This window comes from Streptomyces sp. NPDC030995 (assembly GCF_055571215.1).
Genome location: NZ_JBVIFS010000017.1, coordinates 101,275 through 116,907 on the forward strand (window position 1 = coordinate 101,275; position 15,633 = coordinate 116,907).

The window sequence follows — 15,633 nt, forward strand, 5'->3', positions numbered from 1 at the left end:
GCGACACGCCGTGCCCTCACTCCGCAGAGGGAGTACCCGCCGCGATCAGGCCCGTCTCGTACGCGCAGATCACCGCCTGGATCCGGTCCCGCAGCCCCAGCTTCGCCAGCACGTTCCCCACATGTGACTTCACCGTGTGCTCGCTCACCACCAGCGATGCCGCGATCTCCGCGTTCGACAGCCCGCGCCCCAGGTGCAGCAGCGTCTCCCGCTCCCGGGCCGTCAGCACGTCCAGCCGCGCCGCCGGCAGCTCGGGCCGCGCCGCCCCCGTCACCGCCGTGTACTCCTCGATCAGCCGCCGCGCCACCGAAGGCGCCAGCAGGGACTCGCCCGCAGCCACCACCCGTACCGCATGCACCAGATCGTCCCGCCGCACGTCCTTCAGCAGGAACCCGCTCGCCCCCGCGTGCAGCGCCTCGTACACGTACTCGTCCGAGTCGAAGGTCGTCAGCATCACCGTGCGGCACGCACTCCCGGCGGAGATCGTCCGGCAGGCCTCGATCCCGTCCATCACCGGCATCCGGATGTCCAGCAGCGCCACATCGGGTGAGAGCCGCCGCACCGCCTCGACCGCCGCCGCGCCGTCCCCGACCTCCGCCACGACCTCGATGTCCTCCTGGACGTCCAGGATCATCGCGAACCCGCTGCGCACCAGCTCCTGGTCGTCGGCCACCACCACACGGATCGTCACTTCCCCACCTCCAGCGGCGAGGTTACAAGGACCACCCGCACCGAATATCCGACGCCACCCGGTCCCGGTCCGGTCCACGCCGTCCCGCCGTGCGCCGCCGCCCGCTCGCGGATGCCGATCAGACCGTGCCCGCCCGAGGCGCCGCCCGGCCCCCGGCCGTCGTCCGTCACCGTGACCGTGAGGGCGCCGGGGCCGTACGCGAGCGTCACGTCCACCGCCGAAGCCCCGGCGTGCTTGACCACGTTGGTCAGTGCCTCCTGCACGACCCGGTGGACCGTGGCCTCCAGGGCCGCCGGCAGCTCGCGCACCGCGCCCGTCCGCTCGTACGACACGCGCAGCCCGCTGGCCCGTACCCGCTCCACCAGCTCCGGCAGTGCCGCGATCCCGGGCTGTGGGCTCCTGGGCGAGGCCGCGTCGGTGCGCAGCACGCCCAGCATCGCGCGCAGCTGCGTCATCGCGTCGCGCCCCGTCTCCGCGATGGCCTCGAAGGCGGCCTCGGCCCGCTCGGGGGCCCTGCGTACGGCCACCGGCCCGGCCTCCGCCTGCACGATCATGATGCTGACCGCGTGCGAGAGGACGTCGTGCATCTCCCGCGCGATCCGGGCCCGTTCGGCCGCGGCCGCCTGCTCCGCCTCGATCCGGTTGGCCCGCTCCAGCTCGGCGGCGCGGGCCTCGACGGCCTCGGTGTAGGCCTGGCGCGTGTGCTGGAGCCGTCCCAGGACGTAGGCCGCCGCCGAGACGAAGAGGGTGAACAGCAGCTCCCGCGCCGTCCCCGTCTCCCAGCCCACCGACAGGGCGACCACCGCCACGCTGACCAGCCCCACGGCCGCGCGGACCCGGGGGGCGCACTGCAGGGCGACCGTGTAGAAGGCGATGAGGCCCGCGTACGGCAGCGGCTGGCCAGGCCCGTCGACAGTGACCTTGTAGATCCCTCCGATGACCAGGATCGCCGCCAGTACGGCCACCGGTGCCCGGCGCCGCCAGATCAGGGGGAGCACGGCGAGCGTGGTCATGCCGTACGAGGACCAGTTCGCCGGGGGCAGATCGGGTGACCGGGGCACGACGAACGGCATCGTGACGGCCAGCTGCACCAGCAGGGTCAGGCCCAGGTCCTGCCACCGCGGATCGGCGGCGCGGATCCGCACGCCGAAGGCGCGTATCACCGGCCGAGCCCGGCCCGTACGGCCGCCAGCGCGTCCACCCGGTTCGTGGTGATCGAGTCGACCCCCGCCGCGAGGAGCCCCCTCATCGCCCGCTTGGTGTCCGCCGTCCAGGCCGACACCAGGAAGCCGTCCCGGTGCAGCGCGTCCACGAGCTCCCGGCTCACCAGCCCGAAGCGGTAGTTGAGCCAGCGCGGCGCCACGGCGTCGAGCAACACCCGCCTCGGCGGCGACAGCGTGGTCCAGGTCAGGGCGATCTCCGCACCCGGATCGGCGGCGCGGACCGCCAGCATGCTGTTCGGGCCGGCGCAGTAGTACGTGCGCTCGCGCGCCCCGCACTCGCGGACCTGGTCCACGACGGTGCGCACCGACTCGGCGGTCCCGCCCGGCAGGTCGAGCATCAGCCGGCCCGCCCCGGCCGCCATCAGGGCCTCGCGCAGTGTCGGAACGCCGCCGTCCGTCAGCTCCTTCAGCTGCGGGGCCGTGACGTCGCCGAGGCGTACGTCATGGCCCCACAGCCGCTGGAGCGTCTCGTCGTGGAGCAGGACGGCCACCCCGTCGCGGGTCAGCCGTACGTCGATCTCGACCGCGTCCGCCCCGCGCGCGAAGGCGGAGCGGATCGAGGACAGGGTGTTCTCACGGACACGGTAGGGATCGCCGCGGTGGCCGACGGCAGTCAGGGTGCGCATGGCCCCATTCTCAGGGGCCGACGGGACCAACGGGGTGTCAGCGCGCGAGCCACGCCTCGGTGTACGCGTCGATCTCCGCGCCCAGCTTCGCCTTGCCGGCCGGGTCCAGGAAGGAGGCCTCGACGGCGTTCTTGGCGAGCTGCGCGAGCCCGCGCTCGTCGAGGTCGAGGAGGCGGGCCGCCACCGCGTACTCGTTGTTGAGGTCGGATCCGAACATCGGCGGGTCATCGCTGTTGATGGTGACGAGCACGCCCGCCGCGACCATCTCCTTGACCGGATGCAGGTCGAGGTCGGTCACCGCGCGGGTCGCGATGTTGGAGGTCGGGCAGACCTCCAGCGCGATGCGGTGCTCGGCGAGGTACGCGAGGAGCTCCGGGTCCCGGGTGGCGCTCGTGCCGTGGCCGATGCGCACGGCGCCCAGCTCACGGATGGCGTCCCAGATGGTCTCGGGGCCGGTGGTCTCGCCGGCGTGCGGCACGCTGTGCAGGCCGGCGGCCCGGGCCGCGTCGAAGTACGGCTTGAACTGCGGGCGCGGGACGCCGATCTCGGGCCCGCCGAGGCCGAAGGAGACCAGGCCCTCCGGGCGCAGGTCCACGGCGAGCCGGGCGGTCTCGGCGGCGGCTTCGAGTCCGGCCTCGCCGGGGATGTCGAAGCACCAGCGGAGGATGACGCCGAGCTCGGCCTCGGCGGCCTTGCGGGCGTCCTCGATGGCCTCCATGAAGGCCTTCTCCTCGATGCCGCGCCGGGTGGAGGAGTACGGGGTGATGGTCAGTTCGGCGTAGCGGATGTTCTGCCGGGCCATGTCACGGGCGACCTCGAAGGTCAGCAGCCGTACGTCCTCGGGGGTGCGGACCAGGTCGACGACCGACAGGTAGACCTCGATGAAGTGCGCGAAGTCGGTGAAGGTGAAGTAGTCGGCGAGGGCCTCGGGGTCGGTGGGGACCTTCGAGTCGGGGTGCCGGGCGGCCAGCTCGGCCACGATGCGCGGGGAGGCGGAGCCGACGTGGTGGACGTGGAGTTCGGCCTTGGGCAGCCCCGCGATGAAGGGGTGCAGGTCGGTCATGGGGGTGCCTCCGAAAGGACGCTGGTGCGGGCAGGTCTGGATTCATCGTAGGCAGGCTCCGTGACTGTCGGTGGCAGCGCTTAGCATGGCTGTACGAGAGGGGGGCGCCGCATGACCGAGAACAGCCCCGAGCCGCGAGACCCGTGGGCGCCGCCGGAGCGGCCGGCGGTGAACCTGGGCAAGTCGCGGGGCACGCCGGGCGTGTCGGGCCCGCCGTCCGTGCACGACCAGCCGACGCTCGCCGGGATGCCGGGTGACCAGCTGCCCCCGTCCGGCCCGGCCCCGCATCCGGCTCCGGCCCCGATGTCGACGCCGCCGCCCATGCAGGGGCCGATGCCGACGGCGCCTCCGATGCAGGCGCCGATGCCCGGGCCCGCGCCGGCGGCCTACGGATACCCGGCCGCCCAGCCCGGCTACGGATATCCCGGTGACGCCGGATACCCCGGGTACCCGGGCCATCCCGGCTATCCCGGCTATCCGGGCCATGGCGCGTACCAGCCGTACGGGACGCAGCGGAGCAACGGCTTCGGCATCACCGCCCTCGTCCTCGGCATCCTGTCGGTCATCGGCTGCATCACCAGCTTCATAGCGATAGCGCTCGGGATCGGCGCGGTCGTCTTCGGCGCCCTGGGCAAGGGCAAGGCGAACCGCGGCGAGGCCGACAACGGCGGGATGGCGCTCGCGGGCATCATCCTCGGCGCTGTCGGCATCCTGCTGGGCGGCCTGATGCTCGTGGCCATGTTCGCCGACTTCATGGACCGGGACTTCGACGACTCCCGGTACGACAGCCCCTACGACAACTCCCAGGTCCGCGAGAAGGTCTGACCGGCTCGGATCCTCTTCGGGCTCAGGAGGCCCACGGCCAGTCGGCGTTCCGGCCGTCCTCGATCAGGGACACCATGCGGAAAGCCGCATCGGTGAGCCCGCCGAAGGCGTGCCGGTTCGCGCCGCCGGAGGGCGCGTGGCCCACCCGGTAGCCGGCCAGGTTCCAGGTGTAGACGGCAGCCGTGAGCGGCACCTCCGCCGTCGGATCGCCGCCGTGGCCGTACGCGGCGGCCTGCTCGTCGGTGACGATCAACACCCGGTCGTGGCCCCGGTAGTGCTCCTTCACGGCCCGGGCCGTGTAGGTGCCCCCGAGGTTCCCGAACCGCTCCAGCACCTTCAGTACGGACTCGCCCCGGGTGTACGGGACCGCGTGGCTGGTCGTACCGAACTGCACCAGGTCGGCCTGCTCGGCCCGCAGCGCCAGCGCCGACCCGAAAACGGCGGCGGCGTCGGCCCGGTTGAGCTTGGAGCGTTCCGACAGCGGGGTCCACATCGACCCGGACCGGTCCACCATGACCAGCGTCCGACCGGGCAGCGCCGGTACGTTGGCCAGCGAGTGGCCGAGCGCCCGCTCCAGCGGATACGCCCAGCGCAGCGAGGGAGCGTGCTGGTAGGCGGCCAGGTAGCGGAAGGGGAACTGCCGGGACCGTGCGACGACCTCGGGGTCGGAGATCCTCGCCGCGACCTGTGCGGCCACCGCGTCCGAGACCCCCGCCTGGTCGAAGTTGCGCAGGTTGCGCAGCAGGGCCATCGCGCCCATGGACGGGATGACCGCCTCCCAGGCGGCCGCGTCCATCGGCCCCTGCAGCCACCCGGCCAGCGCCTCCCAGGTCATGCCCGCCTCCGCGAGCCGCTCCGCGCCGTCCGGGGCGAGGACCACACCGCGCCGCTCGGACACCGGCAGCGCCATCAGGGCCCGGTGGGCGGCGAGGGTGCGGTCGCCCGCCGGTACCTCGGCGCTCTCCGGGTGGTGCCGGCGGTCCAAGGCATAGCGGAAGAGCTCGACCTGCCAGGGCTTGGCCGGGTCGGGGGAGGCGTGCACGAGGTTGAGGACGTCACCGAAGCGGTACCCCCGTCGAGCGGAGTCGGTGTCGTACTTCAGCAGCGAGGTGCCGGAGTAGAGGCGTCGTACGGCGTCGGCGATCCCGCGCTTGACGGGCTTGGGCACGTTGCGCCCGTACGTCGACGTCCAGTAGGCCAGCAGTTCACCGGGCTCGTCCGCGCGCCGCAGTACGGAGTCCACGACCTGGCGGTTCGAAGGCCCGTCGGCGGCGCCCGCGTCGAGCCGCGCCTTCACGTATTCGGCGGCGCCGACGAGCGAGGCGGTGCGCATGTTCGCGTCCCCGCGGAGCCAGCCCAGCAGGCCGGCGGTCCACGCGGGATCCTCGACGGCGAGGGTGCGGACGAGCGCGCCGAAGCGGTCGTCACGGGCCTCGCCGCTCTCGTACGCGGTGTGCTGCGTCACGAAGTTGGCGACGGCGAGCAGGAACAGCTCGGAGCGCGAGTCGCGTTCGTACCCCGGGCCGCCCTGGTGGGTGCGGGCGCGGTCGGTCGAGCGTACGGGCGACGTGGGCGCGGCCGAGGTCTTGAACGCGCGCAGGTTGAAACGAGCCATGATGAATCCCCCCGAATTCAAAGGACAGCGGGGGAGACGTGACGTGCGGAATGCCCGAGATCGAAGTCGGCGACGGACTATGTCGACTGCTCTGCCAAGCTGAGCTACCGGCCGTGGCCGGGCGGGATTCGAACCCGCGACCCGTCGATCCGGAAGTAGCCGTTGCCTGCGCACCGGGCATCCCGCACGCGTGCCTCCCGAGATCAAAGTGGCGGCGGCTTGGGAATCTCTGCAAAAGAAGGAGCCGCAGCCCGCGCACCGGGAGGTGCGTGACGTGGGTGTCCAGAGAACAGGGTCGGTGAAACCGCGCGATGCTCTAACCAGCTGAGCTACACCGGCGCGAGGCCGGTGACGGGGCTCGAACCCGCGGCAGTCGAAGTAGGTCTCGCCTGCGCACCTGGACAAGGATCACGCTAGGCGCCGGGGCCGGGATCCACCACGCAATTACTCAGCAGTGTGGGCACCATGACCGACTCGCCGTCCGTGCCGCGCGACAGCGGGACCCAGATGAGCCCGACCATCCTCGGGCAGTCGCACTCCAGGTCGGGGTCCACGCCCAGCTGCGGCTCCCCGGGCGCCACCTCCACGCGGAAGCAGGTGGTCCACCCCGAGGGGTAGGGCGCTTCGTACGCGTACCGCACGTCCAGGGCGTGCAGGCCGACCTCCTCGGCCACCTCCCGCCGGACCGCCTCCTCGGGCTCCTCGCCCGCCTCCAGTCCGCCGCCGGGCAGGGTCCAGTACTCCGGTCCGTCGTGCAGCCCGGTGGGCCCCCACCCGCGCTCGCGCACCATCAGCACGCAGCCGTCCCGGACGATCACCGCGGCCACCCGGCGCCGCTCCGGTACGCACGGCTCCGTCACGCGCCGCTCCGTCACGCGCTGTCCTCGCGCAGCCGCGTCCGGGCCTCCATGAGTGCGAAGCCCAGCAGGTTCAGCCCGCGCCAGCGCGCCGGGTCCAGGGCGCGTTCGTCGTCGGGCGCCAGCCCGACGCCCCAGATCCGGTCCAGCGGGCTCGCCTCCACCAGCACCCGGTCCCCGGTCGTCAGCAGGTACGCGCGCAGCGCCGGGTCGGAGCCGAACTTGTGGGCGCTGCCCTCCACGACCAGGGCGAACCGCTCCCGCGCCCATATCGCGTCGTCGAAGCCGCGCACGAGCCGCCCGGCCTTCTTCGCCTCGGCCGGAGTCCTCGCCCCCAGAGCCGCGCGCTCCGCGTCCGCGTCCCCGAACAGCCTGGCCTTTCCGGCCATCATCCAGTGCTCGGCCGTGGCATAACGGACGTCACCGACAGTGAAAGCGGACGGCCACCACTGGCTCAGGCAGCTCGGTCCGAGCTTCCCGTCCGGCCGGGGCTGGTGCCCCCAGAACGGCAGGAACTTCACCCGCTCACCCTGGCTGACCTGCTTGATCAGGTTGTCGATCATCTCCATGCACGCGAGTGTGGCAGTCGCCACTGACACTTCGTACGGGATTTTCGGTGTGCCTCGACACATGGTCGACCGATTCCGTCGCGTAATCAAAAGGCAACAACGGAATCACTTGGCCGAGGGCACCTCCTCTGTCAGGATCGGCACTCAATTCGAGCTGTAGCTCGAACTGTAGCTACGGAGAGCGTGAGAGCGTGATGGGCAATCGCTTCCAGGTCAAGGACCGCTTCGCGGACGGCGCGCAGTACATCGACGGGCAGCTGAGGACCGGCACCTCCGGTCATTCACACACGGTGGTCGATCCGGCGACCGGCGACGAGATCCTCACCTACGAGCTCGCGAGCACGACGGACGTCGACGAGGCCGTCGCCGCCGCCAAGCGGGCCTTCCCCGGCTGGTCCGGCGCCACCCCCGGCGAGCGTTCGGACGCCCTGCACCGGCTGGCCGCCGTACTGGCGGAGCAGGCGGAGGACTTCGCGTACGCCGAGTCCCTCCAGTGCGGCAAGCCGATCAAGCTGTCCACGGAGTTCGACGTACCGGGGACCATCGACAACACCGCCTTCTTCGCGGGGGCCGCGCGCCACCTCCAGGGGCAGGCCGCCGCCGAGTACTCCGGCGACCACACCTCCTACGTACGCCGCGAGGCCATCGGGGTCGTCGGCTCCATCGCGCCCTGGAACTATCCGCTCCAGATGGCCGCCTGGAAGATCCTCCCGGCGATCGCCGCGGGCAACACCATCGTCCTCAAGCCCGCCGAGCTCACCCCACTGACCTCCCTGATGTTCGCGCAGGCGGCCAAGGAGGCGGGCCTGCCCGACGGCGTGATCAACATCGTCACCGGCGCGGGCCGGGACGCCGGGGAGCACCTGGTCGGCCACCCGGACGTGGTGATGACCTCCTTCACCGGCTCCACCGCCGTCGGCAAGCGGGTCGCGGAGATCGCCACCGCCACCGTCAAGCGGCTCCACCTGGAGCTCGGCGGCAAGGCTCCCTTCCTCGTCTTCGACGACGCCGACCTGGAGGCCGCCGCGCACGGAGCCGTCGCCGCCTCCCTGATCAACACCGGTCAGGACTGCACGGCCGCCACCCGCGCCTACGTCCAGCGCCCCCTCCACGACGCCTTCGTCGCCCGGGTGGCCGAACTGATGGAGACCGTCCGCGTCGGCGACCCCTTCGAGCCCACCACCGACCTCGGCCCGCTGGTCTCCCACGCCCAGCGCGACCGGGTCGCCGGTTTCGTCGAGCGGGCCCGGGCCTACGCCACCGTCGTCACCGGCGGTGAGATCCCGGCGGGCGAGCTCGCCGAGGGCGCGTACTACCGGCCCACCCTCATCGCCGGCGCAACCCAGGACAGCGAGGTGGTCCAGTCCGAGATCTTCGGCCCGGTCCTCGTCGTCCTGCCCTTCGACACCGACGACGAGGGGATCGCGCTGGCCAACGACACCCCGTACGGACTCGCGGCCTCCGCCTGGAGCCGCGACCTCTACCGGGCGAACCGCGCCACCCGCGAGATCAAGGCGGGCTGCGTCTGGATCAACGACCACATTCCGATCATCAGCGAGATGCCCCACGGGGGCTACAAGGCGAGCGGCTTCGGAAAGGACATGTCGGCCTACTCCTTCGAGGAGTACACGCAGGTCAAGCACGTGATGTACGACAACACGGCGGTAGCCGCCAAGGACTGGCACCGCACGATCTTCGGGGACCGTCCGTAACCATTTGCGGCTACCGCCGCGTGGAACCACCGCCCGACCAGCGGTACACCTCCCGAAAGGGCACAGCGCATGGAGCAGTTCGAGCCCGACCGCCTCTCGGCGGCGCAACTCGCCGCGATGCGGCGCAGCCTCACCAGCGGGCGCGGAGCCCTCACCCGCCGCTCGCTGCTGCGCGCCTCCGGAGTCGGAGCGCTCACCCTCGGCGGCCTGTCCACCCTCGCCGCGTGCGGAATCCCGCCCGCCAAGCGCGAGGGCGACTCGGCGGTGGCCTCCGACGACCATTCGGCCCAGGAGAAGGAGATCAACTTCTCCAACTGGACCGAGTACATGGACACCAGTGAGGACGAGAAGACCCGTCCCACCCTGGAGGAGTTCACCAAGCGGACCGGGATCAAGGTCAAGTACACCGAGGACATCAACGACAACGTCGAGTTCTTCGGCAAGATCAAACCGCAGCTCGCAGCCGGCCAGGACACCGGCCGCGACCTGATCGTGGTCACGGACTGGCTCGCCGCCCGCATCATCCGCCTGGGCTGGGCACAGAAACTGGACCCCTCCCAGCTGCCCCACGCCTACGCCAACCTGATCCCGCAGTTCCGCACCCCCGACTGGGACCCGGGCCGCGCCTACAGCTACCCGTGGACCGGCATCGACACCGTCATCGCCTACAACACCAAGGCCACCGACGGGAAGAAGGTCGACTCCGTCACCCAGATGCTCGACGACCCCACGCTCAAGGGCAGGGTCGGCTTCCTCACGGAGATGCGCGACTCCGTCGGCATGACCCTGCTCGACCAGGGCAAGGACCCGGCCCGCTTCACCACCGCGGACTTCGACGGCGCCATCGGCCGCCTGCAGAAGGGCGTGGACACCAAGCAGATCCGCCGCTTCACGGGCAACGACTACACCTCCGACCTCGACAAGGGCGACCTCGCCGCCTGCCTCGCCTGGGCGGGCGACGTCATCCAGCTCCAGGCCGGCAACCCGGACATCCAGTACGCGATCCCGGCTCCCGGATACATCACCTCCAGCGACAACCTGCTGGTCCCCGCCAAGGCCCGGCACAAGGCCAACGCGGAGAAGCTCATCGACTACTACTACGAGCCCCCGGTCGCCGCCCAGCTGGCCGCCTTCATCAGCTACGTCTGCCCGGTCGAGGGCGTCAAGGACGAACTGGCCAAGATCGATCCGGCGCTGGCGGACAACCCCCTGATCGTCCCGGACAAGGCAATGGCCGCGAAGGCACACGCCTTCCGCTCCCTCACCAGTGAGGAAGAGACCGCGTACGAAGAGAAGTTCGCCAAGCTCATCGGCGCGTAGCCGTCCGTGCCGTACGGCGAACCCTCCCTTGTCCTCTCCGCCTACCCACCCCCGGGACCCATCAATGACTGACAAGACCGCGGGCGGCGACGTCCGCCTCTCCGGGATCAGCAAGCACTACGGCACCTTCACCGCCGTGCACCCGCTGGATCTCACCATCCCCCAGGGCTCCTTCTTCGCTCTGCTCGGCGCCTCCGGCTGCGGGAAGACCACCACCCTGCGCATGATCGCCGGCCTGGAGGAGCCCTCCACCGGCACGGTCCACCTCGGCGAGCGGGCGGTCACCCACCTGCCGCCCTACAAGCGCCCGGTCAACACGGTCTTCCAGAGCTACGCGCTCTTCCCGCACCTGGACATCTACGAGAACATCGCCTTCGGACTGCGCCGCCGCGGCATCAAGTCGGTGAAGAAGCAGGTCGACGACATGCTGGAACTGGTCCAGCTCGGCCAGTTCGCCCAGCGCAAGCCGCACCAGCTCTCCGGCGGCCAGCAGCAGCGCGTCGCCGTCGCCCGCGCCCTCATCAACCACCCGCAGGTACTGCTCCTCGACGAGCCCCTCGGCGCCCTCGACCTCAAGCTGCGCCGCCAGATGCAGCTGGAGCTGAAGCGGATCCAGACCGAGGTCGGCATCACCTTCGTGCACGTCACGCACGACCAGGAGGAGGCCATGACCATGGCCGACACGGTCGCGGTGATGAACGGCGGCCGCGTCGAGCAGCTGGGCGCCCCCGCCGAGCTGTACGAGAACCCGGGCACCACCTTCGTCGCCAACTTCCTCGGCACCTCCAACCTCATCGAGGCGTCCGTCGAGTCCGCCGGCTCCGACGTCGTGGTATCCGCCTCCGGTACGAAGCTCCGGCTGCCCGCGGCCCGCTGCGCGACCACGCCCGCCAACGGCGGAAAGCTGCTGGTCGGAGTGAGGCCCGAGAAGATCTCCCTGGTCCACGCCGACGAGGAGCACACCATCGCGGCGGGCCGGAACACGATCGCCGGCCGGATCGCCGCCACCTCCTTCATCGGCGTCTCCACCCAGTACGTCATCGACAGCCCGGTCTGCCCCGAGCTGGAGGTGTACGCCCAGAACATCGAGCGAGACGCGCGCCTGGTCCCGGGCGCCGAGGTGATCCTGCACTGGAACCCGGAGCACACCTTCGGTCTCGACGCGGCCCAGGACATCGACGCGGGCATCGAGACGGTGGAGGAGGGCGCGTGACCGGCCCCGCTGCGCAGACGGTGCCGCCCCAGGCGCCCGCCCCCGCCGAACCCCCGGTGCACAAGCCGTCGACGCGCAAGCGACTGGTCCCGTACTGGCTGCTGCTCCCCGGCATACTGTGGCTGCTGGTCTTCTTCGTGCTGCCGATGGTCTACCAGGCCTCCACCTCGGTCCAGACCGGCTCCCTCGAAGAGGGCTTCAAGGTCACCTGGCACTTCCAGACCTACTGGGACGCCCTCACCGAGTACATGCCGCAGTTCCTGCGCTCCCTGCTCTACGCGGGCACCGCGACCGCGCTGTGCCTGCTGCTCGGATACCCGCTGGCCTACCTGATCGCCTTCAAGGCGGGCCGCTGGCGCAATCTGCTGCTCGTGCTGGTCATCGCCCCGTTCTTCACCAGCTTCCTGATCCGCACGCTGGCCTGGAAGACGATCCTGGCCGACGGCGGCCCGGTGGTCGCCGTCCTCAACAACATCGGCTTCCTCGACGTCACCAGCTGGCTCGGCATGACCGAGGGGGACCGGGTGCTGGCCACCCCGCTCGCGGTCGTCTGCGGTCTGACCTACAACTTCCTCCCCTTCATGATCCTGCCGCTGTACTCCTCGCTGGAGCGCATCGACACCCGCCTCCACGAGGCGGCCGGGGACCTGTACGCCAAGCCCGCCACGGTCTTCCGGAAGGTGACCTTCCCGCTCTCCATGCCGGGCGTGGTCTCCGGGACCCTGCTCACCTTCATCCCGGCGAGCGGCGACTACGTGAACGCCGAACTGCTCGGCTCCACGGACACCAGGATGATCGGCAACGTCATCCAGTCGCAGTACCTGCGGATCCTCGACTACCCGACGGCGGCCGCGCTGTCCTTCATCCTCATGGCCATCGTGCTGATCATGGTCACCATCTACATCCGCCGAGCGGGGACGGAGGACCTGGTCTGATGCGCACACCCCTCACCTGGCTCCGGCGCAATCTGGTCGTGATCGCGGGCCTCGGGACGCTCGCGTACATGATCCTGCCGAACGTCGTGGTCACCGTCTTCTCCTTCAACAACCCCACCGGGCGGTTCAACTACGCCTGGCAGGAGTTCTCGCTCGACGCGTGGAAGGACCCCTGCGGGGTCGCCGACCTGTGCGGCTCCCTCTCGCTCTCGCTCCAGATCGCCCTCTGGGCCACGCTGGGCGCGACCGCGCTGGGCACCGCCATCGCCTTCGCGCTGGTCCGCTACCGCTTCAGGGCGCGCGGCGCGGTCAACTCGCTGATCTTCCTGCCCATGGCCATGCCCGAGATCGTGATGGCGGCCTCGCTGCTCGCGCTCTTCCTCAACATGGGCATCCAACTGGGCTTCTGGACGATCCTGATCGCCCACGTCATGTTCTGCCTCAGCTTCGTCGTCGCCGCCGTCAAGGCGCGTGTCCTGTCCATGGACCCGCGGCTGGAGGAGGCCGCCCGCGACCTCTACGCGGGCCCGGTGCAGACCTTCGTACGGGTCACCCTGCCGATCGCGGCGCCGGGTATCGCGGCGGGCGCGCTGCTCTCCTTCGCGCTCTCCTTCGACGACTTCATCATCACCAACTTCAACTCGGGCAACACCGTCACCTTCCCCATGTTCGTCTGGGGATCGGCCCAGCGCGGTACGCCCGTGCAGATCAACGTCATCGGCACGGCGATGTTCGTCATCGCGGTGCTGGTGGTCCTCGTCGGCCAGATGGTCGGCAACCGCCGCAGGAAAGCACAACCGAAGTAGTTCCAAGGCACGTCATCAGTTCCGTAGGGAGTTGGAAGACATGGCCCCAGTCGCCATGCGTAGTGTTGCGAAATCCCTTTCCGAAGCGAAGCCGGTCTCGTACTGGCTGGACGACCCCGGCAAGCCGGCCCCACAGCCGGCGCTGACCACCGACGAGCGCTGCGACCTGCTGGTCATCGGCGCCGGCTACAGCGGGCTGTGGACCGCGCTGCTCGCCAAGGAGCGGGACCCGCAGCGGGACGTCGTCGTGATCGAGAGCAAGGAGGCGGGCTGGGCCGCCTCCGGCCGCAACGGCGGCTTCTGCGCCGCCTCCCTCACCCACGGGCTCGGCAACGGGCTGGCCCGCTGGCCCGGCGAGCTGGCGAAGCTGGAGGAGCTCGGCGCCCGCAACCTCGACGCCATCGAGGAGGCCGTCGCCCGCTACGGCATCGACTGCGACTTCGAGCGCACCGGCGAGATCGACGTCGCCACCGAACCGCACCAGGTCGAGGAACTGCGCGAACTCCACGAGGAGGCGCAGCGCCTCGGCCTGGGCGGCGGCTCCGAGTGGCTGGACCGCGACGCGGTGCGCGCCGAGGTCGACTCCCCGACCTTCCTCGCGGGCCTGTGGGACCGCGACGGCGTCGCGATGCTCAACCCCGCGAAGCTGGCCTGGGGCCTCAAGCAGGCCTGCCTCGACCTGGGCGTACGGATCTACGAGAACACCCGCGGCCTGAAGATGGCCTCGGCCGGGGCCGGGATGACCGTGCAGACGCCGTACGGCACGATCCTCGCGCGCCGGGTCGCGCTGGGCACCAACATCTTCCCGTCGCTGGTCAAGCGGATCCGCCCCTTCACCGTCCCGGTCTACGACTACGCGCTCATGACCGAGCCGCTGAGCGAGGAGCAGCTCGCCGCCATCGGCTGGAAGAAGCGGCAGGGGCTGGGCGACAGCGCCAACCAGTTCCACTACTTCCGGATCACCCAGGACAACCGGATCCTGTGGGGCGGCTACGACGCGATCTACCCCTACCGGGGGAAGCTCGACTCCGAATACGACCACCGCCCCGAGACCTACCTGAAACTCGCGGAGCACTTCTTCACCGCCTTCCCGCAACTGGAGGGCGTGAAGTTCAGCCACGCCTGGGGCGGCGCGATCGACACCTGCTCGCGCTTCTCCGCCTTCTTCGGCACCGCGCACTCCGGGAAGGTGGCCTACGCGGCCGGCTACACCGGGCTCGGAGTGGGCGCCACCCGCTTCGGCGCGGACGTGATGCTGGACCTCCTCGACGGGGCCGACACCGAGCGCACCCGGCTGGAGATGGTGCGGTCCAAGCCGATGCCGTTCCCGCCCGAGCCCTTCGCCTGGACCGGGATCACCCTCACCAAGTGGTCACTGGCCCGCGCGGACGCCCGCGGCGGCCACCGGAACCTGTGGCTCAGGACCCTGGACCGGTTCGGTCTCGGCTTCGACAGCTGACCCGCACGCCCCCGACGTACACCGCCGGTCACCGCGCGACCCGATTCACTGCCTTGGAGTAACGAAACCCGCGTCATAACCGCGCCCGGCCCCGCTCTCTCCAGGTGAGAACCCTCACCTACAGGGAACGGAGGCCGGGCGATGACGATCCCGGGGGCCAAGACGGCAGTGGAATGGCTGGTATCGGTGGCGCCGGACCCCGATGCCTGCCGGTGGGAGTGGGAGCGCAACCCCCTCGGGGTCGTCCTCCTGCCCGCCGGCCGGCGCTGGGACGTGCTGATCCTGCCCGGGGAGCTGGGGCAGGCCACCCTCGACGTACTGCGCCTGCTCCTCGACCGGCCCGGCCCGGTGCTCGCCGACTTCGGTGCCACGCGGCGGAGCCGCACATTGATGCCGCCGGTGGGCTTCTTCGTGCCCGCGGGCACCGCGTCCCGCTGGATCGGAACGGGCGTACGGGGAGCCGGGCGCGGCACCTGGATCGTGGTCCCGTACCCCGGCCGGGCGACGGGCGGAGTGCGCTGGCTGGTGCTCCCGGACGGGGAGGGGACCCTCACCGACCCGGCCGTGCTGGAGCTCGCGATGCACGAGGCGGCGGCGACGGTCGCGGCGTCGGTCGCGTCGTCGGTCGTGGCCTCGGCCGAGGTGCGGGAGGGCCGGAAACCTTGACAACCGCATTGGTCTGGACCATGTTGGGCGCCGCTGACCCCCTCCATCCCCCC

At 70.8% G+C, this 15,633-nt stretch carries 15 protein-coding genes; 8 read left to right on the forward strand and 7 right to left on the reverse strand.

The features are described from left to right. Positions 1 to 16: 16 nt before the first annotated feature. From ACZ45T_RS24445 to ACZ45T_RS24460, 4 genes are read right to left on the reverse strand one after another with little or no spacing between them, the layout of a single operon-like run. Positions 17 to 691: a response regulator gene (locus tag ACZ45T_RS24445; RefSeq protein ID WP_468444668.1), complete on the reverse strand. Its 675-nt coding sequence runs from the start codon at positions 689 to 691 to the stop codon at positions 17 to 19. After that, positions 688 to 1,854: a sensor histidine kinase gene (locus ACZ45T_RS24450; RefSeq protein WP_468444670.1), complete on the reverse strand. Its 1,167-nt coding sequence runs from the start codon at positions 1,852 to 1,854 to the stop codon at positions 688 to 690. Before ACZ45T_RS24450 ends, ACZ45T_RS24445 begins: the two co-directional genes overlap by 4 nt. Beyond that, entirely contained in the window at positions 1,851 to 2,540 is a 690-nt protein-coding gene (locus tag ACZ45T_RS24455) for a glycerophosphodiester phosphodiesterase (protein ID WP_468444672.1), read from the reverse strand. The genes ACZ45T_RS24450 and ACZ45T_RS24455 overlap by 4 nt, the downstream gene beginning before the upstream one ends. A 37-nt stretch (positions 2,541 to 2,577) precedes the next feature. Next, positions 2,578 to 3,603 carry an adenosine deaminase gene (locus tag ACZ45T_RS24460; RefSeq protein WP_468444674.1) on the reverse strand — a complete coding sequence of 342 codons (1,026 nt, stop codon included), beginning with the start codon at positions 3,601 to 3,603 and terminating at the stop codon, positions 2,578 to 2,580. Between the two features lie 111 nt (positions 3,604 to 3,714). Here ACZ45T_RS24460 and ACZ45T_RS24465 point away from each other — a divergent pair, with 111 nt between their 5' ends. Beyond that, positions 3,715 to 4,428: a DUF4190 domain-containing protein gene (locus tag ACZ45T_RS24465; RefSeq protein WP_468444676.1), complete on the forward strand. Its 714-nt coding sequence runs from the start codon at positions 3,715 to 3,717 to the stop codon at positions 4,426 to 4,428. A 22-nt stretch (positions 4,429 to 4,450) separates the two neighbouring features. Here the strand turns inward: ACZ45T_RS24465 and ACZ45T_RS24470 are convergent, their stop codons facing one another. The 3 genes from ACZ45T_RS24470 to ACZ45T_RS24480 form a co-directional block, all read right to left on the reverse strand. Further along, positions 4,451 to 6,043 carry a TROVE domain-containing protein gene (locus ACZ45T_RS24470; RefSeq protein WP_468444678.1) on the reverse strand — a complete coding sequence of 531 codons (1,593 nt, stop codon included), beginning with the start codon at positions 6,041 to 6,043 and terminating at the stop codon, positions 4,451 to 4,453. Between the two features lie 413 nt (positions 6,044 to 6,456). Beyond that, entirely contained in the window at positions 6,457 to 6,918 is a 462-nt protein-coding gene (locus tag ACZ45T_RS24475) for an NUDIX domain-containing protein (RefSeq protein ID WP_468444680.1), read from the reverse strand. Beyond that, positions 6,915 to 7,469, reverse strand: coding sequence for an NADAR family protein (locus ACZ45T_RS24480; RefSeq protein WP_468444682.1), 555 nt, complete (start codon positions 7,467 to 7,469; stop codon positions 6,915 to 6,917). Before ACZ45T_RS24480 ends, ACZ45T_RS24475 begins: the two co-directional genes overlap by 4 nt. Positions 7,470 to 7,663: 194 nt before the next feature. On the opposite strand from ACZ45T_RS24480, the gene ACZ45T_RS24485 reads away from it, so the two are divergent. From ACZ45T_RS24485 to ACZ45T_RS24515, 7 genes are all read left to right on the forward strand, one after another. Then, positions 7,664 to 9,181 (forward strand): gamma-aminobutyraldehyde dehydrogenase, encoded by a 1,518-nt coding sequence (locus ACZ45T_RS24485; protein ID WP_468444784.1) that lies wholly within the window; start codon positions 7,664 to 7,666, stop codon positions 9,179 to 9,181. A 69-nt stretch (positions 9,182 to 9,250) separates the two neighbouring features. Continuing rightward, positions 9,251 to 10,501: a polyamine ABC transporter substrate-binding protein gene (locus ACZ45T_RS24490; RefSeq protein ID WP_468444684.1), complete on the forward strand. Its 1,251-nt coding sequence runs from the start codon at positions 9,251 to 9,253 to the stop codon at positions 10,499 to 10,501. 64 nt (positions 10,502 to 10,565) lie between these two features. Further along, positions 10,566 to 11,714 carry an ABC transporter ATP-binding protein gene (locus ACZ45T_RS24495; RefSeq protein WP_468444686.1) on the forward strand — a complete coding sequence of 383 codons (1,149 nt, stop codon included), beginning with the start codon at positions 10,566 to 10,568 and terminating at the stop codon, positions 11,712 to 11,714. Further along, positions 11,711 to 12,649, forward strand: coding sequence for an ABC transporter permease (locus tag ACZ45T_RS24500; protein WP_468444688.1), 939 nt, complete (start codon positions 11,711 to 11,713; stop codon positions 12,647 to 12,649). The genes ACZ45T_RS24495 and ACZ45T_RS24500 overlap by 4 nt, the downstream gene beginning before the upstream one ends. Next, complete coding sequence (locus ACZ45T_RS24505; RefSeq protein WP_366864854.1) at positions 12,649 to 13,455, forward strand: ABC transporter permease; 807 nt, start codon at positions 12,649 to 12,651, stop codon at positions 13,453 to 13,455. Before ACZ45T_RS24500 ends, ACZ45T_RS24505 begins: the two co-directional genes overlap by 1 nt. Before the next feature lie 40 nt (positions 13,456 to 13,495). Further along, complete coding sequence (locus ACZ45T_RS24510; RefSeq protein ID WP_468444691.1) at positions 13,496 to 14,914, forward strand: NAD(P)/FAD-dependent oxidoreductase; 1,419 nt, start codon at positions 13,496 to 13,498, stop codon at positions 14,912 to 14,914. Between the two features lie 141 nt (positions 14,915 to 15,055). Then, positions 15,056 to 15,580, forward strand: a complete 525-nt coding sequence (locus ACZ45T_RS24515; protein WP_468444693.1) for a hypothetical protein — start codon at positions 15,056 to 15,058, stop codon at positions 15,578 to 15,580. Positions 15,581 to 15,633: the final 53 nt, after the last annotated feature.